At 57.0% G+C, this 21,835-nt stretch carries 19 protein-coding genes; 16 read left to right on the top strand and 3 right to left on the bottom strand.

Features of this window, described 5'->3' with window-relative positions; genetic code table 11:
* Positions 1 to 4: 4 nt before the first annotated feature.
* Complete coding sequence (locus HMPREF1257_RS02880; protein WP_034659140.1) at positions 5 to 1,387, bottom strand: membrane protein; 1,383 nt, start codon at positions 1,385 to 1,387, stop codon at positions 5 to 7.
* 143 nt (positions 1,388 to 1,530) lie between these two features.
* On the opposite strand from HMPREF1257_RS02880, the gene HMPREF1257_RS02885 reads away from it, so the two are divergent.
* The 13 genes from HMPREF1257_RS02885 to HMPREF1257_RS02945 all read left to right on the top strand — a co-directional run bounded on the left by HMPREF1257_RS02885 (position 1,531) and on the right by HMPREF1257_RS02945 (position 17,368).
* Positions 1,531 to 2,409, top strand: coding sequence for an acyl-CoA thioesterase II (locus HMPREF1257_RS02885; protein WP_084529572.1), 879 nt, complete (start codon positions 1,531 to 1,533; stop codon positions 2,407 to 2,409).
* 92 nt (positions 2,410 to 2,501) lie between these two features.
* On the top strand, positions 2,502 to 3,257 hold the full coding sequence (locus HMPREF1257_RS02890) for a YebC/PmpR family DNA-binding transcriptional regulator (RefSeq protein ID WP_023022595.1): 756 nt from the start codon (positions 2,502 to 2,504) through the stop codon (positions 3,255 to 3,257).
* Between the two features lie 193 nt (positions 3,258 to 3,450).
* Positions 3,451 to 4,023: a crossover junction endodeoxyribonuclease RuvC gene (gene ruvC, locus HMPREF1257_RS02895; RefSeq protein WP_005283305.1), complete on the top strand. Its 573-nt coding sequence runs from the start codon at positions 3,451 to 3,453 to the stop codon at positions 4,021 to 4,023.
* 80 nt (positions 4,024 to 4,103) lie between these two features.
* Complete coding sequence (gene ruvA, locus HMPREF1257_RS02900) at positions 4,104 to 4,712, top strand: Holliday junction branch migration protein RuvA (protein ID WP_023022593.1); 609 nt, start codon at positions 4,104 to 4,106, stop codon at positions 4,710 to 4,712.
* Between the two features lie 36 nt (positions 4,713 to 4,748).
* The gene (ruvB, locus tag HMPREF1257_RS02905) at positions 4,749 to 5,828 is read left to right on the top strand and encodes a Holliday junction branch migration DNA helicase RuvB (RefSeq protein ID WP_023022590.1); all 1,080 of its coding nucleotides are present in this window, start codon (positions 4,749 to 4,751) and stop codon (positions 5,826 to 5,828) included.
* An 89-nt stretch (positions 5,829 to 5,917) separates the two neighbouring features.
* On the top strand, positions 5,918 to 6,292 hold the full coding sequence (gene yajC / locus HMPREF1257_RS02910; protein WP_023022588.1) for a preprotein translocase subunit YajC: 375 nt from the start codon (positions 5,918 to 5,920) through the stop codon (positions 6,290 to 6,292).
* A gap of 278 nt (positions 6,293 to 6,570) precedes the next feature.
* Positions 6,571 to 8,454 (top strand): protein translocase subunit SecD, encoded by a 1,884-nt coding sequence (secD, locus tag HMPREF1257_RS02915; protein WP_023022586.1) that lies wholly within the window; start codon positions 6,571 to 6,573, stop codon positions 8,452 to 8,454.
* 2 nt (positions 8,455 to 8,456) lie between these two features.
* Positions 8,457 to 9,629: a protein translocase subunit SecF gene (gene secF, locus HMPREF1257_RS02920; RefSeq protein WP_023022584.1), complete on the top strand. Its 1,173-nt coding sequence runs from the start codon at positions 8,457 to 8,459 to the stop codon at positions 9,627 to 9,629.
* 72 nt (positions 9,630 to 9,701) lie between these two features.
* Complete coding sequence (locus tag HMPREF1257_RS02925) at positions 9,702 to 11,477, top strand: ABC transporter substrate-binding protein (RefSeq protein WP_232208514.1); 1,776 nt, start codon at positions 9,702 to 9,704, stop codon at positions 11,475 to 11,477.
* 50 nt (positions 11,478 to 11,527) lie between these two features.
* A complete protein-coding gene (locus HMPREF1257_RS02930; protein ID WP_023022579.1) occupies positions 11,528 to 12,073 on the top strand; it encodes an adenine phosphoribosyltransferase in 546 nt (181 codons plus the stop codon).
* A gap of 85 nt (positions 12,074 to 12,158) precedes the next feature.
* On the top strand, positions 12,159 to 14,453 hold the full coding sequence (locus tag HMPREF1257_RS02935; protein ID WP_034659141.1) for a bifunctional (p)ppGpp synthetase/guanosine-3',5'-bis(diphosphate) 3'-pyrophosphohydrolase: 2,295 nt from the start codon (positions 12,159 to 12,161) through the stop codon (positions 14,451 to 14,453).
* A 193-nt stretch (positions 14,454 to 14,646) separates the two neighbouring features.
* Positions 14,647 to 16,686, top strand: coding sequence for a bifunctional UDP-sugar hydrolase/5'-nucleotidase (locus HMPREF1257_RS02940; protein ID WP_023022575.1), 2,040 nt, complete (start codon positions 14,647 to 14,649; stop codon positions 16,684 to 16,686).
* A gap of 184 nt (positions 16,687 to 16,870) precedes the next feature.
* Positions 16,871 to 17,368, top strand: coding sequence for a DUF421 domain-containing protein (locus HMPREF1257_RS02945; protein ID WP_023022573.1), 498 nt, complete (start codon positions 16,871 to 16,873; stop codon positions 17,366 to 17,368).
* A gap of 102 nt (positions 17,369 to 17,470) precedes the next feature.
* On the opposite strand, the gene HMPREF1257_RS02950 is transcribed toward HMPREF1257_RS02945, so the two are convergent.
* Together HMPREF1257_RS02950 and HMPREF1257_RS02955 are read right to left on the bottom strand one after the other, a co-directional pair.
* Entirely contained in the window at positions 17,471 to 17,818 is a 348-nt protein-coding gene (locus HMPREF1257_RS02950) for a hypothetical protein (RefSeq protein ID WP_023022571.1), read from the bottom strand.
* A 321-nt stretch (positions 17,819 to 18,139) separates the two neighbouring features.
* Positions 18,140 to 19,024, bottom strand: coding sequence for a peptidylprolyl isomerase (locus tag HMPREF1257_RS02955; protein WP_023022569.1), 885 nt, complete (start codon positions 19,022 to 19,024; stop codon positions 18,140 to 18,142).
* A 156-nt stretch (positions 19,025 to 19,180) separates the two neighbouring features.
* Here HMPREF1257_RS02955 and tpx point away from each other — a divergent pair, with 156 nt between their 5' ends.
* From tpx to hisS, 3 genes are all read left to right on the top strand, one after another.
* On the top strand, positions 19,181 to 19,678 hold the full coding sequence (tpx, locus tag HMPREF1257_RS02960) for a thiol peroxidase (protein WP_023022567.1): 498 nt from the start codon (positions 19,181 to 19,183) through the stop codon (positions 19,676 to 19,678).
* Positions 19,679 to 19,848: 170 nt separating this feature from the next.
* Complete coding sequence (locus tag HMPREF1257_RS02965) at positions 19,849 to 20,484, top strand: MBL fold metallo-hydrolase (protein ID WP_023022565.1); 636 nt, start codon at positions 19,849 to 19,851, stop codon at positions 20,482 to 20,484.
* Positions 20,485 to 20,489: 5 nt separating this feature from the next.
* Positions 20,490 to 21,773, top strand: coding sequence for a histidine--tRNA ligase (gene hisS / locus HMPREF1257_RS02970; protein ID WP_023022563.1), 1,284 nt, complete (start codon positions 20,490 to 20,492; stop codon positions 21,771 to 21,773).
* The last annotated feature ends 62 nt before the right edge of the window (positions 21,774 to 21,835 follow it).

Below are 21,835 nucleotides of genomic sequence, written 5' to 3' on the forward strand. Positions count from 1 at the left end.
GAATTTAGCTGCGGGGTGTCTGCGTAGTGGCATCGGTGCTCGCTTCAGACTCGGTAGGGGCGTCGGAGCCAGGCACGTTAATTCGCCCCGTATTCGGCGAGGACGCGTTCTCTGCGCCGGCTTCCGCGCTCGTTTCCGAGCCGCCTGCTGCCACGATGGCCTTTTCTATGCGGCGTGACAGGCTTACCTCAAGGATGAACCATATAAGTGCAAAGAGCACCGCTACGAGGATGAGCATATTGCGGGCGACGAGTACGTAGACCGGAGTCAGGTTTTCGCCCACGTACTTCCACACGAAGTCATAGTGGAACGGGTAGACGTAGGTGCCAAGCGCGGCGGCTGCAACTGCACATACAGCGAGGAGGCCCTGACAGATCTTGATGGGTATAAACCCGGCGGGGAGCTTTTGGCGTACTACCACAGCGAATAGCGGTCCGAGCCAAATGATGTACTGGGGAGAAAATACTTTATTGGTTGCTATGAGGAGCAGCACCATAAGGGTGAAGAAGGCGACGGTGGTTCGCGCGGTCCACCCTCCGGCGAAGAAACGGTACAGCGCCCAGCTCAAGGCGAATACCAGCATCCCGGCCGTCGCGATGGAGCTCCACATGATGGCGGTATCGACGCCCGGACCTGAAATTTCAAAGCTCTTGGACGGGGCATATCCCAAATGCCACTTACCTGGGTTCAGGTGTGCCTGTAACAGCAGGTTTGTCGCCGGAATGGATTCAAGTTGGAGTCCGCGTACCCCCTGATAGTTCAGTGGGGAAAGCAGACGGTCCATGCCGGAGGTGACAACTGTCAATGCTGAAAGGGCGGCAACCGAGCCGAAAAAGGACGCCAAGCGCAGCCAGGAATTGGTGCTATTAAAGCGCCCGACCAGTCCAGCTGCGAGGACGCCTGGCCAGAGCTTCATGGTGGTGGCGAAGCCTAATAGGGCGGCGCCGGTCTTGGGATGAGAAATAAGGAGCGCTGCGGCCCCAGCGACGACGACGGCAGGAAAAATATCGAGGCGCCACACAAAGACGTGGCCTGCAGCCGTGCCAAAAAAGACCCAGAACCAACCGGCGAGAAAAACGCGCTTATTGCGTTCGTGGTGGCGCAGCAGGAGGGCGAGGAAGGTGGCATCGACAAGCAGCGTCATGATGGTAAAGCCAATGTAGAACACGCCGCGGTCTCCACCGGTGAACCAACTTAAGATGATGGTGGGCCACGTGCCCGCGTGGGGGTATTCGGTCATCTGCGTGGGATCAGTGCCAAAAAGGCCGGCGAAATAATAGGCAACATCGCCGCGTGCGCTGTGGTCGAGCTTCAAAAAATAGACCAAAACCAAGCGGGCGAGAACCCAGCCCACCCATACCGCAGGAACTGTCGCGAATCTTTTCACCCAAAAGATTCTAGGGAAAAATTTGGTCGTTGAGTAGTTCGAATCAGGTTTCTCGTCACCGGGGTTGGGCTGCCCCGGGGAGTAGGGTGGCAAGGCAGACGAAGACTTACGTGATGTAGCGCATAGTAGGCGCACAAGAAAGGATGACTGTGGGCACCATTTCTGAGGTTTTGGCATTAGAAGGCACCCAAGATACGGATGTCTTTTCTGGCCCAGCGATCCCCTCGCAGATTGAGCGCACCTTCGGCGGGCAAGTTGCCGCGCAGGCGCTTACCGCGGCGCAAAAGACGGTGGAGGGGAAGCAGGTGCATTCCCTCCACGGTTATTTCGTTGGCCCAGGTGATACGAAAAAGCCGCTGGAGCTGCAGGTAGAAAGGCTGCGCGATGGTCGTTCCTTTGCTAGCCGGCAGGTTCGGGTCATCCAGGATGGCCGCCTCGTCTTTATTATGCTGGCTAGTTTCCACCGCGAAGGTGATGCAGGACCCGAGCATCAGGACGTGGCACCGCAGGTATTAAGCCCCGATGAAGCCGCTCGCCGTGGCGGTGGGGCGCCGTATTCCACCCGGATTATTTTGAAGGAGTGGACCGATTGGGATATCCGTTTAGTGCCCGATGAGGGCCGCGATGATGCCGCCGCGGAGGTGACAGGTGCCGGATATCGCCATATTTGGTTCCGCAATACGGGCGAGCTTGGGAGTGACCCCGCTTTCCACCGCGCTGCCCTGACGTATATGTCTGATATGACCCTTATTCGGGCGGCGCTCATTCCGCACCAAGGGGATAAGGTGCAATTGGCAAGCCTTGACCATGCGGTGTGGTTTCTTCGCCCATTTCGCGTGGATGAGTGGTTGCTCTATGAGCAGGTATCGCCCACAGCGGCGCAAGGAACGGCCATCGCGCGCGGTAAATTATTCAATGAGCAGGGTGAACTCGTTGCATTGATCAATCAAGAAGGCTTGACTCGGTTCCTTGATGAAAACTTAGGAAGCGGTTCTGCGCACGGCAATTGGCATAACGTCTAGCGACGCGTCCGTATCATGGGGGCGCTTTTCCCAGTTCGTGCAGGGCACGTATAATTGTCAACAGATTTAGAACCCAATTAGAAAGGGACTTAATGTCAGGCCACTCAAAATGGGCAACTACCAAGCACAAGAAGGCTGCCAATGACGCTAAGCGCGGCAAGGAATTTGCCAAGCTCATTAAGAACATTGAAGTGGCGGCGCGAACCGGCGGTGGTGATCCTGCGGCCAACCCAACGCTCGATGACATGATTAAGAAGGCCAAAAAGGCCTCCGTCCCCAATGACAACATCGAACGCGCCCGCAAGCGCGGCTCTGGTGAAGAAGCCGGTGGTGCCGACTGGGAGACCATCATGTACGAGGGTTATGGCCCCAACGGTGTCGCAATGCTGATTGAATGCTTGACCGATAACCGCAACCGCGCGGCTACCGATGTCCGCACCGCGATGAGCAAGAATGGCGGTAACCTGGGCGAATCCGGCTCGGTTGCTTATATGTTCTCCCGCACCGGTTATGTCTTGGTGGAAAAGGGTGAGCTGAGTGAGGATGATGTCTTGATGGCAGTCCTCGATGCTGGCGCTGAAGAGGTTAAAGACCAGGGCGAGAAATTTGAGATCATCTGCGCCCCCACGGATGTGCAGGCCGTCAAGGAGGCCCTCAAGGAAGCAGACATCGAGGTTGATGACTCCGATAACGATTTCCGTGCCTCCGTCGAGGTTCCTCTCGAGGCCAATGACGCCAAGAAGATCTTCCGCCTCATCGATGTTTTGGAAGAATCCGACGACGTCCAGAACGTATATACCAATATGGACCTCTCCGATGAGGTGCTAGCAGAACTCAACGCAGAGTAAGAATACTGCACATATTGGAGGCACTAGCTCGGTGGCGGCTCTTCGCGCATGCGGAGATTCCGGTGCCGAGCGTTGTTGTGTTTTTATTGGGACAGCCTAAAAGTTGCGCCGTGTTGTAGAACATGTGTGTGTAAGACATAATGGGGAATTAAGACTAGGAACGACGAGGCCGCGGAACAGGGAGTGGGCGGGTGTGAATATCGAAGGCATGCGCGTGATGGGCATCGACCCTGGGCTAACTCGCTGTGGCCTGTCCGTAGTTCAAGCTGGCCGCGGGCGCGCAATTCTTCCTGTCTCCGTTGGCGTGGTGCGGACCCCGAGTGATAAAGATTTGACCGAGCGGCTCCTGCGGCTGTCCGTTGCGGCCAAGGAATGGATGGACGATTATTCGCCCGACGTGGTTGCTATAGAGCGCGTCTTCGAACGCGGCCAGGTCTCGACCGTCATGCAGACTGCGCACGTCGTAGGAGTCCTCGTGCTCGCGGCTGCCGAGCGGGATATTCCGGTGTATATGTACACACCGTCCGAAGTAAAAAAGGCCATTTCTGGCAATGGGCGCGCAGATAAGAAACAAATGACGACGATGATTACTCGTATCTTGGGGCTTACGGAGCCGCCCAAGCCGGCGGACGCAGCGGACGCATTGGCGCTGGCTGTCTGCCATTGCTGGCGGGCGCCAGCGATCGTCAGGATGGATAGTACTGGTTTAGGGCTTGGCGCAAAGACCAGTGGTGTCCGCGGGCGGGGGAAGGGTGTTCAGCCTTAGCTCGCCACACCCCACAGGTTAAGTTTGTTCATTATTAGGTCATGTTGAAAGCGCACACAGGTAGGAAGGTACGGTAGAAAATGATTGCGGCATTGCGGGGAGAAGTCCTCCACATTGGTTTAGACCACGGCGTTATTGAATGCGGCGGGGTGGGCTATAAGTTCTTGGCTACCGCAAAGACGTTGGGAACCCTGCGCCGCGGAGAAACTGCCTTTGTGCTTACTACCTTGGTGGTCAAGGAAGATGCGTTAACCCTATACGGCTTTACCAGCGATGACGACCGCGAGATGTTTCAGGTGCTGCAATCCGTGTCCGGCTTGGGGCCCAAACTCGCCCTAGCTGCGTTGTCCGTCATGGGCGCAGAAGAGCTTGCCGCAGCCATTGGCGGGGAGGATGTGAAGGCGCTGCAGTCTATTCCGGGCGTCGGCAAGCGGATGGCCCAACGCCTTACCCTGGAGCTAAAAGATAAGGTAAAGCGCTTTGCTGGAGCTCCAACGGCTGATGCGGCGCCGGCGGCAGCAAGCGGCGGTGACCCAGTTGTCGATAGTGTCACCGAAGCCCTCCTGGGCCTAGGATTTACTGAGAAGGCGGCCCGCCCCGTGGTGGAGGCGGCATATGCCGAAGCCCCTGCGGCGGATACGTCAACCTTGCTGCGCGCGGCCCTAGCCCAGTTGGGTAAGCAGGGCTAAAAGAACACGACGTCAAGAAGACACGAAGGCTACAGCATGTCCGATATTGAGCGCACCGAGTTCAACCTCCCGGAGGGAATGAATGAGGCGCACGATTCACAGCACAATAGTGATGTGGAAGCCACCGCTCACGCCGAAGAACACGATATCGAGCGCTCCCTGCGCCCGAAATCCCTAACGGAATTTATTGGGCAGCCAAAGGTCAGGGAGCAGCTTTCCCTCGTGCTTACGGGCGCTAAGAACCGCGGGGTCACCCCGGACCATGTCCTGTTATCGGGGCCGCCCGGCCTGGGTAAGACTACGATGGCCATGATCATTTCGCAGGAACTTGGGACGTCGCTGCGCATGACCTCGGGCCCAGCGCTGGAACGAGCGGGAGACCTCGCGGCGATGCTTTCGAACCTCATGGAAGGCGACGTGCTTTTCATCGATGAGATCCACCGCATCGCCCGGCCCGCCGAAGAGATGCTCTATATGGCCATGGAAGATTTCCGCATCGATGTGATTGTGGGAAAAGGGCCGGGTGCTACCTCGATCCCGTTGGAGATCCCGCCGTTTACCTTGGTCGGGGCTACAACGCGAGCAGGAATGTTGACGGGACCGCTGCGGGATCGCTTCGGCTTTACCGCCCAAATGGAGTACTACAGCACCGAGGATCTCACCCATGTGATCAAGCGTGCGGCACATATCTTGGACGTCGCCATCGACGATGATGCCGCCGTTGAGATCGGCTCGCGTTCGCGCGGCACTCCGCGCATTGCCAACCGCCTGCTTCGCCGCGTGCGCGACTATGCGGAGGTCAATGGAACCGGGCGCATCGATCTTTCCGCCGCGCAGGGGGCGTTGGAGGTATTCGATGTTGATGAAATGGGGCTGGACCGGCTGGACCGCGCCGTCCTCAGTGCCCTGATCAATGGCCACGGCGGCGGGCCGGTGGGTGTTAATACCTTGGCCATCGCCGTTGGCGAGGAACCCTCCACCGTGGAGGAGGTGTGTGAGCCATACTTGGTTCGCGCCGGCATGATTTCGCGCACTGGGCGGGGCAGGGTAGCCACCGCAGCCGCATGGCAGCACCTGGGCCTGACGCCTCCGGATGGGGCAATTGGGCTGTTTTAAGGGCCCATGTGCACCTCGCTGGTGGGGTCCATGGGATGGAACTAGCCGATGGTTTTTGTGAACCAAACAGTCTGGCATACTGGAAAGTTATGGAAATCATCTTTCTCATAATCATTGTCATTTTGTTCATCATTCCTTCCTTTATGGCGATGCGTAAGCAACGCCAGCGCCAAAACGACATGCAATCGCTGCAAAATTCCCTGCAGAATGGGGACCGCATCGTGACCGCCGGCGGTGTCCACGGTGTGGTGCGCGGAACCACCGATACCAGTGTGGACCTCGAGGTTTCCCCGGGAGTTACCCTTACCTTTGACAAGATGGCGGTTGTTCGCACCGAAAGCGAAGCCCAGAAACTTAACCGCGGTAGTGCAGACAAAGCTGGAGAGCCGCAGCGAGACAACGGCGAGAACAATAATGATGAGGGACTCAATGGTGGGGAAGGCGAGCAGTCCTCCGACCGCTAATTCCTCGTTATCGCCCGTGCTCTCAACGAAGGCAGGCGCGGGCGTACCTTGTGCACACGGCTAGTGTTCTATGAGCCTGCAATTGGCTTAAGAGAAACGTAGAACCTGACACATTTTCGCTGAATCGCGGACCCCGTTAAGGAAAATGTTATTCCATGACGTACGATTGTGCGTTGTTAACGTGCCCGCGCCGAATCGGGCGGGCCGTATTTAATGTCTAATCACCCTGGTTTGCAGTGCACAGGAGAATATCGTTGTCCGCATCATCTCGAGGCGCTATGAAAAATAGCAACCGCCAATGGCCTAAACGCGCCCTCGCGCTTTTTGGGCTTATCGTGGTCGTTATCTATGCGCTGGTCTTTTTCACCGGAAACCGCCAAGCCACCCCAAAGCTAGGCATCGACCTGCAGGGTGGCACCCGCGTAACCTTGGCACCACAAGGTGAAGACCCCACCCAGGACCAGCTACGGCAGGCGCGCAATATTTTGGAACAGCGCGTGAACGGCATGGGCGTTTCTGGTTCCGAGGTCGTCATCAACGGAAATACCCTCGTCATCACAGTACCGGGCGAAGATGCCTCGCAGGCCCAGGCAGTGGGGCAGACCTCTCAGTTGTACTTCCGCCCAGTGGCGCAACCCTCCGCGCCGGACTTGGACAAGCTCGACAAAGAGCTGGAGGATATGGCCAACCGCTGGGTCAAATACGGCGTCCTAGATAAGGACGAGGCCAACAAGAAGTTGGAAGACGTCACCAATGCCGTTGCCCAGCAAGAAGCGCAGGCTGAGGGCAAGGAAGCGAAGGACGTCAAGGCACCAAAGGTTTCCGCTAAGCCTTTGGATGAGCCGTCCAACTCCATTGAGCAGACCGAGCGTCGCGATGAAATAACCGAAATGTTGTTAAAGGACCGCCAGTCGGACGACCCAACGACGCAAGCAGCGGCCTCTTCGCTCCTAACCTGCCAAGGCTCCGCTGACCCACTGGCTGGTGCGGACGATCCGTCCAAGCCTTTTGTTACCTGTGACTACGACAACGGCACTCCCTATGTCTTGGAGCCAGCCCCGTTGCTCAACGGCGTTGAGGATGAAGACGGTACCCGTTTGACGGGTAATGAGATTGATACCAATTCCCCGATCAACGGTGGCCTCAACCCGCAGTCTGGTCAGATGGAGATCAGCTTCTCCTTCAAGACTGGCGATGGCCCGAACGGTTCCCAGACTTGGGCTGACCTCACGCGGGACCACCTGAACGACCAGATTGCCATCACCCTTGACTCGGCTGTTATTTCTGCGCCGGTTATCCAGGGTGCTACCCCGTACGGTTCCGCTACCTCCATTAACGGTGATTTTAGCCAAGAAGAAGCCAATAACCTGGCCAATAACCTGCGCTACGGTGCCTTGCCGCTGTCCTTTGCCGGCGAAAACGGCGAGCCCGGTGGCACGGTGGAGTCCATTCCTCCGACACTGGGTAAGGCTGCGCTAGAAGCTGGCCTGTGGGCTGGCTTGGCAGGCTTGATTTTGGTCATCCTTTACTCGCTGTACTACTTCCGAGCGCTCAGTGGTGTGTCCGTCATCTTCTTGCTTGGCTCCGGCCTGCTAACCTACGGCGCCATTGTGTTGCTGGGGCGTTGGATTGGTTACTCACTCGACCTTTCCGGTATCGCAGGTTTGGTCATTGGTGTCGGTGCGACCGCGGACTCGTTCGTGGTCTACTACGAGCGCATTAAGGACGAGCTCTTAGAAGGTAGAACCTTTAGGTCCGCTACGCGGAAGGCCTGGGAGCGCTCGCGCAGTACCATCGTGACCGGTAACGCGGTGACGTTGATTGGTTCTGTCATCGTCTACTTCCTCGCCATCGGTGAGGTGAAGGGCTTCGCGTTTACCTTGGGTCTGACCACGATCTTCGACTTGGTCGTCTCCTTCTTGGTTATGGCGCCGGTGATGCAGATCATCGGCCGCCGCCCAGCGGCCGCCAAGCCATCGATGAACGGTTTGGGCGGAATTTATGCGCTAATTGAAGAGCGGCGAGAACGCGGCTATTACGGAGATTCCCGTTCTGCCGCTTCCGCGCAGCGGGAGCGCTCTACTGAAAATTCGGCATCCGTTGGCGCCGATTCGTCTGAGAGTTCTTCGCCCTCAGCAGCTGCGGAAGATGAGGAGAAATAATCATGGCCGTATCGACTAAAAATAAGATTTCGCGTTTAGATCGCCTTTATGAAGACGAGCGTGGCTATGACTTCATTGGCCACACCAAACGGTGGTACGGGATTACCGCCGCGCTCCTCGTCGGTGCCATCGTCGCCATCTTGATTCGTGGATTTACGCTCTCCCTCGACTTTGAGGGTGGCACCACCTTGTCCATGCCCGCTGGGGACTTGAAAGAAGATGAGGTAGCTACCGTCTTTGAGGACTCCACTGGCGTTGAACCGGAGCAAGTGCGCATCGTTGGTGCCGGTGATGCTGAGACGCTTGAAGTCACCTCTGAGCGCTTGAGTCAGGAGGAAGTAGACAGCGCCCGGTCCGCCATTTATGAGGAATTCCAGCCAAAGGATGAAAACGGGGAGGCCACCCCGGACGCCATTGGTTCTTCCACGGTGTCCGAATCGTGGGGTTCCTCGATTACGCAGCGCATGATCCTCGCCATGATCGTATTCCTCGTTGCAGCGACAATCTATGTGGCGGTGCGCCTGCAAAAGATTATGGCTTTTGCCGCCATTTTGGCGCTAATTATTGATGGCATCGTCATCGCCGGTATCTACGCTCTCTTTGGCTTTGAAGTTTCTCCCGCCGTCATTATCGGTTTGCTCACCGTCTTGACCTTCTCCATCTATGACTCCGTCATCGTCTTCGACAAGGTCAATGAGAACACTGCAGGGCTGGAAGGCCAACGTTCTAAGACCTACGGGGAACTGGCTAACCTGGCGATTAACCAGACGGTCATGCGTTCCATTTCCACCTCCGTCATTTCCGCGCTGCCTATTATCGCGTTGTTCGTCATCGCCGTATGGCTTATGGGCATCGGTACGCTGCGCGATTTGGCCCTGATCCAGCTCATCGGTGTTATCGAGGGTATTTTCTCCTCGATTTTCTTAGCCACCCCGCTGGTGGTGACGTTTGCTAATTGGACCAAGCGCGTCAAACAGCACACGCAACGTGTGCTGGATTACCGCGCGGGTAAGTCTGAGGATGGTGAACCAGCGGAGGCGGGTTCTGCAAAGCGCAAGGTGGTCACGCCTTCCGATGTCGGGGCCAAGACGCACAAGGAAGTGGCAGAAGAACAAACTGATCACGGCAGCAGTGCCTCCGGCCATACCGGTGCTACGTGGCGCCCGGGGCGCTAAACGACCTTAAACACGGCATAATCAGGCAGAGTAAGGCTTGGTCTTTTTAGGAGAAAAGGGGTTGTGCGTACCGTGGAACGCAGATTAGGCACCACACGGTGGTGGGGTCGCCGTCCCAAAATCACAGTAGTTGCGGCAGGGCTTTCCGCCCTTGCGCTGGCAGCGGCCTCGTGCAGCAGTGGCGAATCCGATAGCGGTGACCAATCCGCGCCCAGCGATCCGGAGTCCTATAACTACACCGGATATATGGTCAACTCCCAGCTGGCAACGACGAATGCCGGTACCGCCTTTGGCAGCACCACTTCAGCGGCACAGCTTTCGACGCGCCTTTATCCCGGCCTTTTTGTGCCGGGGCCCTCTGGACAGCTTATTCCCAATGCGGATTTAGTAGAGACCGAGGAGCTTCCGCCCGCAGGAGATAGCGATCAGGAAAGCGTGCGTTTGACGCTAGCCGATGACGCCACGTTCTCCGATGGCACCCCCGTTACCTGCGATGATTACCTGCTTGCCTATAAGGCTGGCACGCACCCGGTTGAATTTGCCTCGCATATGCCGCTGATGAATGACATCGCAGATATCGAGTGCGCACCGCACAGCAAGGCCTTTACGCTGACTTTCCAGAAAGACCAGGGACATCGGTGGCGCCAAATGTTTGGCCCTGGCACCGTCATGCCTGCACACGCGCTCGCGCAGAAGGCGGATTTGACCGTAGAAGAACTCAACGCGGCATTGCACACAGAAGACATGGCGACGCTGCAGCCGGTAGCGGATTTGTGGCGCTACGGTTTTTCCACCGCCAAGGATGACTTTGACCCCGAGTTGCAGGTGTCTTACGGCCCATTTACCGCGGATAAGGTTGGCGATTCTGGCGAGGTTTTCTTAAAAGCCAATGAGCAGTATCGCGGTGACAAACCTGCCTTGGATCGCCTCGTCGTTTGGCCGAGTACTGCCGACGCACAGGAACTCGCGGATAAGGGCGTTCTCAAGGTGGCAGATTCCGCCACTGCAGCGCCTGACTGGCTCTCAGGGAACGCAAGCAAGGACGCAGAATCCGAGGAAGGCAACGAAGCCCCCGAATCCAAAAACGGATCTGACTCGAATAAAGAAGGCAACTCCAATGGGGAGGACCCCGCGGGCGCAGAGAAAACCGAGTTTGAGACGACCACCGAGGTGGGCCTGCAAACCGACACACTGACGCTATCGCAGGCTGGGATTTTTGCAGAACCTTCCGCTAGGAAGGCATTCGCTGCCTGCGTGGACCAAGCAGCTATGGCGCAAAAGAGCTCCGAAGTATCTGGTGTCAATGTTCCACCGGCTTATCTGCGCACCGTCTCTGTCGAGGATCCGGTAGCCCAAACACTAGGATCGGTGGCGAAGGATTACGAGGGAACGGACATGACTGCGGCTGGCCAGTTGAACGGGACCACCATCAAGGTGGGCTACGTTGGCCCAGATAAGCGCTATCAGGCGATGGTCGATGCGCTGCGCGCCTCCTGTGAACCGGCGGGCATTACCATCGAGGATGCTGCGGAGGAGAAACTATCGCAGTTTTATCTCAACCCTGATCCAGAAACGGGGGAGCCAACCATCGACGCCTTCTTGGGAGCGGTCGATCCGCTGACCGAGTACTCTGCCGCTGATTCCAGCATCAAAAACTCCGTTCAGCTCAAGGAGCAGGAAGAGCAGCTGTGGGAGAGTGTTCCCTCCATTCCGGTCGCTGCACAGCCGCGCGTGTTTATCGTTCACCGCGACGTGGAGGGTGTCCTGCCGTACACTGGCATCTCGGGCATCGGCTGGAATATGGACCGGTGGCGCGTATCGGCACAAGAACCTGTGGAAAAGGCCTAGGCCTTTTCCGCTCCTAAATTAATTCTCGCTATTTAGTTGCAAGGAAGATGATGACTTCTCACTACGAATCAGCAGCACAAGCTTTGAGCGACAAGGTGCGCCTTGTGCAGGACTTTCCAGAAGAAGGAATTCTTTTTGAAGACCTCACACCGGTATTAGCCGATCCTGAGGCATTTCAGGCCGTTGTTGATGGCCTCGCCGCCGCGTGTGAGGAGTTGGGAGCGGATCTCATTGGTGGCTTGGATGCCCGCGGGTTCCTGCTGGGCTCTGCCGTGGCGTACAAGCTGGGCTTGGGTATTTTGGCCATTCGCAAGAAGGGCAAGCTTCCGCCGCCGGTATATACCGAGGAATACGAACTGGAATATGGTTCGGCGGCGTTGGAGATCCCCGCCAGCGGCGTTGATGTAAAGGGCAAGCGCGTGGTGCTTGTCGATGACGTCCTGGCCACCGGCGGCACCCTCCACGGCGCCAAGCTGCTTCTTGAGTCTGCGGGCGCCGAGGTAGCGGGCAACGTCGTGGTGCTCGAAGTTAAGGGGCTTAACGGCCGTGAACGCTTATCGGGCCCGCCGCTCATTGTGCTGGATGACGCTGACTAAGATGGTGTGTCTAAGCTAGATCACACGATCTGGAAAGGCTCTGCAGTCAGCAATATAGGCTGCGGCATTGTGAAGGGCGGTAGAGATGGCCACGGATAAGTCAGCAAAACGCCAGGCTAATAACGGGATGCGGAGCATGTCTGCCCGCCTTGCCCGGTCACTGACCGGCGGGCGGGTCAAGATTAACCCGGTGCTCGATCCCCTCATGTCCATTCACCGGAAATTCCACCCCAAAGCGGATGCGGAATTGCTCAACGCTGCCTATAACACCGCAGAAAGGCTGCATGAGGGAGTATTCCGTAAGTCGGGCGAGCCGTATATTACCCACCCGCTAGCCGTGGCTACGATCGCCGCGGAAATCGGCATGGATACCACCACCATCGTTGCAGCACTCTTGCACGATACGGTGGAGGATACCGAGTACACGCTGGAGGATCTGACTCGCGACTTCGGGCCCGAAGTGGCCCGGCTTGTTGATGGCGTGACCAAGCTGGACAAGGTGGCCCTGGGTGTTGCGGCGGAAGCCGAGACCATCCGGAAGATGATCGTCGCCATGGCCAACGATCCGCGCGTGCTGGTCATCAAGGTCAGCGACCGTCTGCACAATATGCGCACTATGCGCTTTTTGCCGCCGGAAAAGCAGGCCAAGAAGGCGCGCCAGACGCTAGAGGTCATCGCCCCCTTGGCCCACCGGTTGGGCATGGCGAGCGTGAAATGGGAGTTAGAGGATCTGTCTTTTGCCATCCTCTATCCCAAAAAGTACGACGAAATCGTGCGCATGGTGGCAGAGCGCGCGCCCTCGCGCGATCGCGCCCTGAAGGAAATCATCAACCAAGTGGGCGCCGCCTTAAAGGAAAATGGCATCGAGGCCGAAGTAATGGGCCGGCCGAAGCATTACTGGTCTATCTATCAAAAGATGGTCGTGCGCGGCCGCGAGTTTGCGGAGATCTTCGACTTGGTGGGCATCCGCGTATTGGTGGATGATATCAATAGCTGTTACGCCGCCATTGGTGTTGTGCACTCCATCTACCAGGCCCTGCCTGGGCGTTTTAAGGACTATATTTCCTCCCCGCGCTTCGGCGTCTACCAGTCTTTGCACACCACAGTGCTCGCGGATGGCGGAGCAACCCTTGAGGTGCAGGTCCGCACGCACGAGATGCACTACAACGCCGAATTCGGCGTCGCTGCGCACTGGCGCTATAAGGAAACAAAGGGAAAGAATTCTGGGCACCAAGAAGAGGTGGACCAGATGGCTTGGATGCGTCAGCTGCTGGACTGGCAGAAGGAAGCGGCAGACCCCAATGAATTCCTTGATTCCCTGCGCTATGACCTGACGGCGCGCCAGATCTTCGCCTTTACCCCGAAGGGCGATGTGGTGGATCTGCCGGCGGGCTCTACTCCGGTCGATTTCGCCTACGCCGTGCATACGGAGGTTGGCCACCGCTGCATTGGTGCCAAGGTTAACGGTAAATTGGTGGCGCTAGAATCGCCACTGAAATCCGGCGACAAGGTAGAAATCTTTACCTCCAAGGATCCCAATGCCGGTCCATCGCGCGATTGGCAGGAATTCTTGGTCTCCCCGCGGGCGAAGGCAAAGGTCCGCCAGTGGTTTGCCAAGGAAAGGCGTGAGGAGCATCTTGAAGCCGGGCGCGATGCCTTGGCTACTGAGGTGCAGCGCGGCGGCTTGCCGATGCACCGCCTGTTTACCGCCAGCTCCATGAAGCAGGTGGCAGAACAGTTGCACTATTCTGATGTCGATGCCCTGTACACTGCCATCGGCGCAGGACACGTCTCCGCACAACACGTGGCCAACCAATTGGTCGCTATGTTCGGCGACCGCGATGATGCCGTGGATGCGCTGGCTTCTCGAACCCCGCTGTCGGAGCTCGAGCAGTCCCGCGCGCAGCATACCAAGGACTCCGCCTCCGGCACGGGCATCTTGGTGGAGGGAAGCCCCGATGTCATGGCTAAGCTTGCGAAGTGCTGCCAGCCGGTGCCTGGGGACGCCATTTTTGGCTTTGTCACCCGTGGCGGGGGAGTGTCGGTGCACCGTGCGGACTGCGCCAACGCGGAAAAGCTTAAATCTGAGCCGGAGCGCATGCTGAAGGTGGAGTGGTCCTCTGGCACCTCTTCTACCGGTGCGTTTTCTGCCACGCTGCAGCTTGAGGCATTGGACCGTCAGGGCCTGCTGTCTGAGCTAACGCGGGTATTAAGCGATCAGAACATCAATGTGTTGACTATGAATTCGAACCGCGGCGAGGACCAAATTGCCACGATGCGATTTACCTTCTCTGTCTCGGATACCAAACAGCTGGGCTCGTTGATGACGACGTTGCGCAATACCGAGGGCGTCTTTGACGTCTACCGCGTGACTGCCTAACCGCCTTCCCGCGCGGCTACCTCCCTGTGCGGTTGCTTGATAGAGCAAAGCGCGGGCGACGCGCACGTGACGATTGCGTGAACTCTTGGCGGAGGAAAGGTAAAAGCCCAGTTCACGGGCGTTATGCTTCCTGCGAATTGGTTAAGAAAGCGGTATATATTGTCTGAATGCTTTCTACGACACAGGAGTAATTATGCAGTTCCGCCGCATTGGCCAGTTGGTGGCCGCTACCACCGTCACCGCCGTCGCGCTGTCTGGCACACACGCCCTAGCGCAGGAGGATACGACCACCATCTCGGTTACCAATATCACCGACTTGCACGGCCACCTGGAAGATGGCCTGAGCGAGCCTGCTAAGGCGGGCGATGAAATTGGCGTGGCTCGCCTGCAATCGCTTATCAAGCAGGTCAACGAAGGCCAGGAGTTCAACCTCACCTCTTCGGGCGATAACGTGGGCGGTTCTGCATTCGTCTCGGCCATCTCGGATGACAAATACACCCTGGAAGCGCTCAATGCCATGGGGATGAAGGTCACCGCGGTGGGCAACCACGAATTCGACAAGGGCACCGAGGACCTAACGGACTGTATCGAGCCAGCGTCTGACTATCCCATCCTCGGCGCCAATGTATTAAAAGACGGCAAGCCGCTCTTGGATGCCTCTCATGTGGAAGAAATCGACGGCGTGAAGGTCGGCTACGTCGGCACCGTCACCCAAAACACCAAGTTCAAGGTGTCTGCGGCAAAGATTCCGGGCGTTACCTTTACCGATCCCGTTGAGGCAACGAATAAGGAAGCCACCCGCTTGAAGGAAAGCGGCGAGGCAGATGTCGTGGTCTCCCTCTTTCACGAAGATGCAGAGGAATACGCAAAGGGCTTTAATAAGGACGTCGATATCCTCTTTGGTGGCGATACCCACCAGACCACCCAGGGCACGGTTGAACGCGACGGCGCGCTGCCACTGCAGTGGGCGCAAGGCTACGAGTACGGCAAGCTGCTTAACGATGCCGATATTACCTTCGACAAGGCCGCGGGCAAGGTGAAAAGCATTGATCTCAAGCAGTACGACGCGACTGCTGCGGCGCAGGTAGAACCCGATGCTGACATTACGGGCATCGTTAAGAAGGCACAGGATGAAGCCGAGGTAGAAGGCTCGAAGAGCGCTGGCACAGTCGAAACCGACTTGTTCCGCGGTTCCGATGAGGGGCAAAAGCCAGGCTCTAACCGCGGTGTCGAGTCCACCCTGAATAACTTCATCGCGGAAGGGCAGCGCTATGCCTTGAGCAAGCAGGTGGGTGAGGACATTGACCTCGGCGTCATGAATGCCGGCGGAGTGCGCGCCGATTTGCAGGGTGGCGACGTCACCTACAAGGACATCTTTGAGGTCCAGCCGTTTGGTAACTCCGTTATTACCGCGAAGGTCTCCGGCAAGGACTTCATTACCGCACTGGAAAACCAGTGGCAGGAGGGTAGTAGGCCGCGTCTTGCCATGGGGCTTTCCAATAACGTGCAGGTGGTCTATGACCACAAGGCCTCCCAGGGTGAGCGCGTCAAGTCCGTCACCATCAACGGCGAGCCCCTTGACCCGTACAAGGACTATTCCATCGCGCTTTCTTCCTTCCTTGCTTCCAGCGACAGCGAAAAGGGCGGCGATGGTTACTTTGAGGCAAGCTCCATCAAGGACAAGAACGATGTGGGATACATGGATGCCCAGGCCATGATCGACTACATTGCGTCCGGCGAGTCCGAGGTCCGCAAGGGACAGGGCCAAATTGGCGCCCACATCGATGGCGAAATTGCCCCAGGTAAAGAAATCACCGTCGATTTGTCCAGCTTGAACTACACCAGTGAGGGCGAGCCAATGGCTAAGACGGTTACGGTGAAGTTGGGGGATGAGGAAGTAACCGCCGATATCGATAATTCCAAGCAGGAAAGCGATGACCAATTTGGCGAGCGCGGACGCGCGCAGGTGACGCTGACCGTGCCAGAAGGACTCACCGGCTCCCAGAACCTAGAAATCACCACAGACGCCGGCACTCAAGCCATCCTACCCGTGGAATTGGGTGATGCCGATGGTGCCCCGGAGGTACCGCAAGGTTCCTCCTTTGGTGGCGCAGCCCTTGCCATCGTGGCGGCACTAGCGGCAGGAATCGCCATTATTGGTTTGCACCCCCAGGTGCTGCCGGCACCGCTGCGGGCCATCTTTGATGACCTGCGCAAGTCCTTTCACATCTAATTAGGAATCCAAATCCTGCGGATACACTAAAAGCGCTTTTCCTCGCTTACAGGGGGAAAAGCGCTTATTTTTCTGTGCTGTGTCTTGCATCCTAGTAACCTCAAAAGCCGTGGATATCTTTGAACGGTTTTTACGCGAGGCTACTTTTCAACTAGGAATCGAGCTACATCGAGTTCCTGTTGTCATGTTGTCTACATTAGGCATCTATCTCGCCTTTATGGTCTTGGTGAAGCTTTTTGGTTCCCGCGTATTGACCTCCATGACGGCCTCTGACGCGATCATCATCATTATGTTCGGTGCTGTTGCCGGGCGTGTGATCATTGGTGTTCCGCCCACATTAGCGGCGGGTGTTATTGGGCTGACCACGCTGATGGCCCTGGAAGCTGCATTCGGTACCATCCGCAAGGTGGTGAAGTGGACGCGATTTTTGGATCGCCGTCCTGTTCTCATCGTCTTTCAGGGCGAGATGATTGACGATAATCTCACCGTGTCTCACATCACTCGCTCTGACGTGTATTCCGCGGTGCGAAAGGCTGGTTTAGCCCGCATGGAAGACGTTCAGATCATGGTTTTAGAGCCCACCGGGCATATATCTGTCATTAAGAATGGTCAGGACATAGACCCCGATATCTTTAATGACCTCGTTGGCTCTGGGTATATCAAACAGGCCAAAGAGTCTTAAGGATTTGATAGAGGGGGGAGAACTTCAGAACTACCTTCCGTATAGCCGCCGTGCAGTTCAATAAGAGCACGGCGGTTAATCGCCCTCAAGGCGCGTTAGCGTTTAGAAAGGAAGTTTGAAGTTCTTTAGAAGGTCATCGATGTTGATGTACTTATTGGCGAAAGCGAAGAGAGTACCCAGTGCGCCGACCGCGGCAGTAATAACTTCGATCCAGGCCTTGACGGACTCAGGATTCGCGTCCTTGGAAGACAAGTCTTGCGTTTTCTTGGCATCGTTTTGCTTGTTTGCGTCAGAATCAATGTTTTGGCTAGCAGTGCCGGTGGAGGTGGTAGTAGCACTCTGAGCAACGGTGTCCGCATTCTCCGCGGCAGTGGCCACGGTGGTGCCAGCGAGAGTAACGGACAGGGCGGTTGCGCCGGCGAGGAAGGCCTTGCGGGAGAAAAGCTTCATTGTGTTTCCTATCAAGCTTGTGGTGTTCAAATTTTTTAGATATTAGACGGCTGCGTGACTGTCTGAATTACCCAAGCTGAGTTTAATAAAAAACATTATCAATAAGGAATGGGGGGGTTTGAAGGGGGTGATTAATCCAGATGGAGAGTATAGAAAGGATGTGCTTTCTGGAGTTACGTGCAGGTAGGAGGGTGGTCAAGGCAAAGCATCGGATATGAAAATGCCCCAGCGCCACGCCACGATTTAGTTCGTGCGTTGCGCTGGGGTGAGGAAAAGGTAGAGGGAATGGAGGGAGGCATCGGCAAGCGCCGATGCCGCAGACTAGGCCTTTACCGTAGCCTTTTTGATCTTTACCTCTTCTGCAGGCTTGCCATCCTTCTGGCCGCCTGGATTGTCACCTTGATTACCGGTGTCTACGCCGGCCTTGGCAATCTTGTCTAGGGTCTTTAAGCCATCTTCGGTGATGGTGCCGAAGTAGGTGTAGTTAGGAGGTAACTCCGAGTCATCGTAGTTAAGGAAGAACTGGGAGCCGTTGGTATCCGGACCGCTATTGGCCATAGCAACGGAGCCGCGGGGGTAGACAACGGGGTTTTGTGCGTCCTCGTCATCAGTTTCATCGGTGGGGTATTCATCAGCAAAGCTGAAGCCTGGGCCGCCGGAACCGGAACCGGTGGGATCGCCGCATTGGAGCACATTCAAGCCACCAGAGGTCATGCGGTGGCAGACGGTGTCATCGTAGAAGCCGGAGTCAGCCAGTTCCGAAATGGCGTGGGTGGTGCAAGGCGCGGTGGCGCGGTCTAGGTCCATCTCGATCGGGCCCTGGGTGGTATCGAAGGATACGGTGACAGTGCCCTCGGTGGAAATATCCTTGCCGTCGGGCTTCTTGGCACCGTGGCCATCCTGCCCATTGTCCTCATACTCGCACTGAACGGTTGCCGGCAGGGCTTCCGCGCGCTTGCCGCTCAAGGGCTCCGCCTTGGGGGTTTCCTGCGTGGTCTGAGCTTCCGAGGTATCTTCCGCCTGGATGTCGCCCTCAGAGCCATCGCGGGTGGAGAGGAAGTAAATTCCTCCCGCGATGCCGAGGATGACGACGAGCGAGGCTAAGGCGACACCAAAAGGACGAGTCTTTTGTTTGCGGTCACGGGACTTTAGCTCGCGGTCGAGCTTGTGCAGCGCGTCTTCTCCGCGCTTTTTATTATCTGGCACCGTGGGACAACCTTTCTAGCGATTATCGGTGACGTGTCTCAACTAGGACGATTTTAGCGGCTTTGCGGACGTGGGGCTGACTTGGCTCGGGGATTGGCATCAGCAATAAGCGGTGAGCTATAGCGGGGAAGCAAAAGTATCAGTACGCTCGGGGCCATGGCTGAAGTTAAATTTTCTGACGAACCTACCCAAACCGCTGGTGAACTTCCCGCAGTAGGGGAGCCCATCCCAGAGTTCACCCTCGTTGGCACCGACCTTTCTGAGGTCACCAATAAGGATTTCGAGGGCAAGCGCCTCGTTATCTCGATTTTCCCTTCCATCGATACGGGTGTGTGCCAGCAGCAGCTGCGCACCTTTAATGAAAAGGCTGCGGGCCTAGACAATACCGTTGTCTTGTCCGTCTCCCGCGACCTACCCTTCGCGCTGGATCGTTTCTGCGCCGCAGAGGGCATTGAAAACGTGGACACCGCGTCCGATTTCCGCTCCGATTTTGGCGAGAAGTTCGGCGTGACCTTGCAAGGCTCCCCACTCAAGGGCCTATTGGCACGCTCCGTTGTAGTCACCGACGCTGACCACAAGGTCATTTACAACGAGTTGGTGCCGGAGGTAACCACTGAGCCGGACTACGACAAGGCTCTTGCAGCCCTGCAATAAAGCTTTAAGCTGGCAGGCTCATTAAATCCAGCACCCAGCCTTGCCCACAACCCTCCGTGGCTGTGGGCGCGAAGGTTGGGTGCTTTTTACATGCTTGCTTCGTACTAGAATCCAGAGTGCCGATGCGATCAGGGAGGCGCGATGGGTGCGAGCCTCGTTAGACTTGAGCCATGGACATTAAAGGATTTACTGCGGGCCCATTTCGCACGAATACCTATATCGCGGCGGAGGGAAAGCGCGCCTTCATCGTGGATCCGGGCATGGATTCCATGTCGCAGGTTATATCGCACGACTATGACTATGAAGCTATCGTGCTCACGCACGGCCACATTGACCACACCCGCGAGGCCGGGGATTTGGCGCAGATGCTCGATATCCCCGTTTATATTCACCCCGCAGATAGGTTCATGTTGGATTCTGGGGAGGGCGTCTCCGCCCAGGCACAGGAGCTATTCCAAGCCTCGAGCATGGTACCCATTGCCGATCTCCGCGAACTCCACGGTGGGGAAGAACTAGAGCTAATCGGGCATACATTCACCCTCCAGCACGCCCCTGGCCATTCGCCGGGGTGTGTATTGATCATTTCGGATACTTTTGCCCTTACCGGTGACGTACTTTTTGCCGGGGGAATGGGGCGCGTTGATCTTCCGGATTCTAATCCACAGGCCATGCTGGATTCATTGGCGGGGCCGGTGTGGGATTTAGACGATGAGCTGGACATTCTTCCCGGCCACGGCCCAACCTCAACCATGCGTCAGGAGAGGGCGACCAACCCATTCCTGCGAAAATCCCATGGGGTACTCTAGTGACCATGAGTGAAGAGAAGCGGTTCCAGGCACTGTCCGCACCGAAGGGTGTGCCAGATTATTACCCACCAGAGTCTGCGACTTTTTATAAGGTCCGCCAGACCATGGTGGAACAGGCGCATCTTTCCGGCTTTCAGCACATTGAATTGCCCATTTTTGAAGATACCGCGCTCTTTGCCCGCGGCGTGGGCGAATCTACCGACGTGGTCTCCAAGGAGATGTACACCTTTGCAGATCGCGGTGATCGCTCTGTGACCTTGCGCCCAGAGGGAACGGCGGGCGTTATGCGCTCGGTCATTCAACACAATTTGGATCGCGGTCAGCTGCCAGTGAAGCTAAACTACAGCGGTCCGTTCTTCCGCTATGAGCGCCCGCAGGCAGGGCGCTACCGCCAGCTTCAGCAGGTTGGCGTGGAAGCCATTGGCGTCGACGATCCAGCATTGGATGCTGAGGTCATCGCCTTGGCGGATCGCTCCTACAGGGCCTTGGGTCTTAGCGGTTTCCGCTTGGAATTGACCAGCTTGGGCGACCGGAATTGCCGGCCCGCCTACCGCGAAAAGCTGCAGGAATTCTTGTTCAAGCTGGACCTAGATGAAGAAACCCGCCGCCGCGCGGAAATCAACCCTTTGCGCGTCTTGGACGATAAGCGCCCGGAAATGCAGGAGCAGCTTGCCGATGCCCCCTTGATGCTCGACTACCTCGATGCCGAGTGCCGCGAGCACTTTGAGACCGTCACCGGCATGCTGGAGGATATGGGCGTTGCATACGAAATCAACCCCCGTATGGTGCGCGGCTTGGACTACTACACCAAGACTTGCTTTGAATTCGTCCACGATGGCCTGGGTGCGCAATCCGGTATTGGCGGCGGCGGCCGCTACGACGGCCTGATGGCGCAGCTTGGCGGGCAAGATCTCTCGGGCATCGGCTATGGCCTCGGCGTTGACCGCGCCATCCTCGCCCTAGAAGCGGAGGGAATCACTCTGGAAGGCAGTGATTCCCGCGTGGACGTCTATGGAATTGCCTTGGGTACAGCGGCCAAGCGCCGCATGACTGGCATCATCAATGACCTGCGCAAGGCAGGAATCGCCGCGGATATGTCCTTTGGCGATCGCGGCCTCAAGGGTGCGATGAAGGGCGCCGACCGCGCAGGTGCGCGATTTGCTCTGGTCTTGGGAGATCAAGAACTAGAAAACGGTACCGTTGCCGTGAAGGACTTGGCCGCACACGAGCAGCGCGATGTTGAGTTATCGCAGCTGGTTGCCACTCTGGGGCAGGATCTAGAAGGCTAAGAGTAGGCTTAAAGAAAAAGGGCACCGAAGAAATTTGGTGCCCTTTTTGTGTGTTTTCGACC

The organism is Corynebacterium sp. KPL1814 (genome assembly GCF_000478175.1).
Classification (GTDB): domain Bacteria; phylum Actinomycetota; class Actinomycetes; order Mycobacteriales; family Mycobacteriaceae; genus Corynebacterium.

Excerpts from the sequence above, each read along its gene's own strand:
- HMPREF1257_RS02885 (WP_084529572.1), top strand. The coding sequence starts at position 1,531 with ATGACTGTGGGCACCATTTCTGAGGTTTTGGCATTAGAAGGCACCCAA.
- HMPREF1257_RS02890 (WP_023022595.1), top strand. The coding sequence starts at position 2,502 with ATGTCAGGCCACTCAAAATGGGCAACTACCAAGCACAAGAAGGCTGCC.
- ruvA (WP_023022593.1), top strand. The coding sequence starts at position 4,104 with ATGATTGCGGCATTGCGGGGAGAAGTCCTCCACATTGGTTTAGACCAC.
- ruvB (WP_023022590.1), top strand. The coding sequence starts at position 4,749 with ATGTCCGATATTGAGCGCACCGAGTTCAACCTCCCGGAGGGAATGAAT.
- yajC (WP_023022588.1), top strand. The coding sequence starts at position 5,918 with ATGGAAATCATCTTTCTCATAATCATTGTCATTTTGTTCATCATTCCT.
- secD (WP_023022586.1), top strand. The coding sequence starts at position 6,571 with ATGAAAAATAGCAACCGCCAATGGCCTAAACGCGCCCTCGCGCTTTTT.
- secF (WP_023022584.1), top strand. The coding sequence starts at position 8,457 with ATGGCCGTATCGACTAAAAATAAGATTTCGCGTTTAGATCGCCTTTAT.
- HMPREF1257_RS02930 (WP_023022579.1), top strand. The coding sequence starts at position 11,528 with ATGACTTCTCACTACGAATCAGCAGCACAAGCTTTGAGCGACAAGGTG.
- HMPREF1257_RS02935 (WP_034659141.1), top strand. The coding sequence starts at position 12,159 with ATGGCCACGGATAAGTCAGCAAAACGCCAGGCTAATAACGGGATGCGG.
- HMPREF1257_RS02940 (WP_023022575.1), top strand. The coding sequence starts at position 14,647 with ATGCAGTTCCGCCGCATTGGCCAGTTGGTGGCCGCTACCACCGTCACC.
- HMPREF1257_RS02945 (WP_023022573.1), top strand. The coding sequence starts at position 16,871 with ATGTTGTCTACATTAGGCATCTATCTCGCCTTTATGGTCTTGGTGAAG.
- HMPREF1257_RS02950 (WP_023022571.1), bottom strand. The coding sequence starts at position 17,818 with ATGAAGCTTTTCTCCCGCAAGGCCTTCCTCGCCGGCGCAACCGCCCTG.
- tpx (WP_023022567.1), top strand. The coding sequence starts at position 19,181 with ATGGCTGAAGTTAAATTTTCTGACGAACCTACCCAAACCGCTGGTGAA.
- HMPREF1257_RS02965 (WP_023022565.1), top strand. The coding sequence starts at position 19,849 with ATGGACATTAAAGGATTTACTGCGGGCCCATTTCGCACGAATACCTAT.
- hisS (WP_023022563.1), top strand. The coding sequence starts at position 20,490 with ATGAGTGAAGAGAAGCGGTTCCAGGCACTGTCCGCACCGAAGGGTGTG.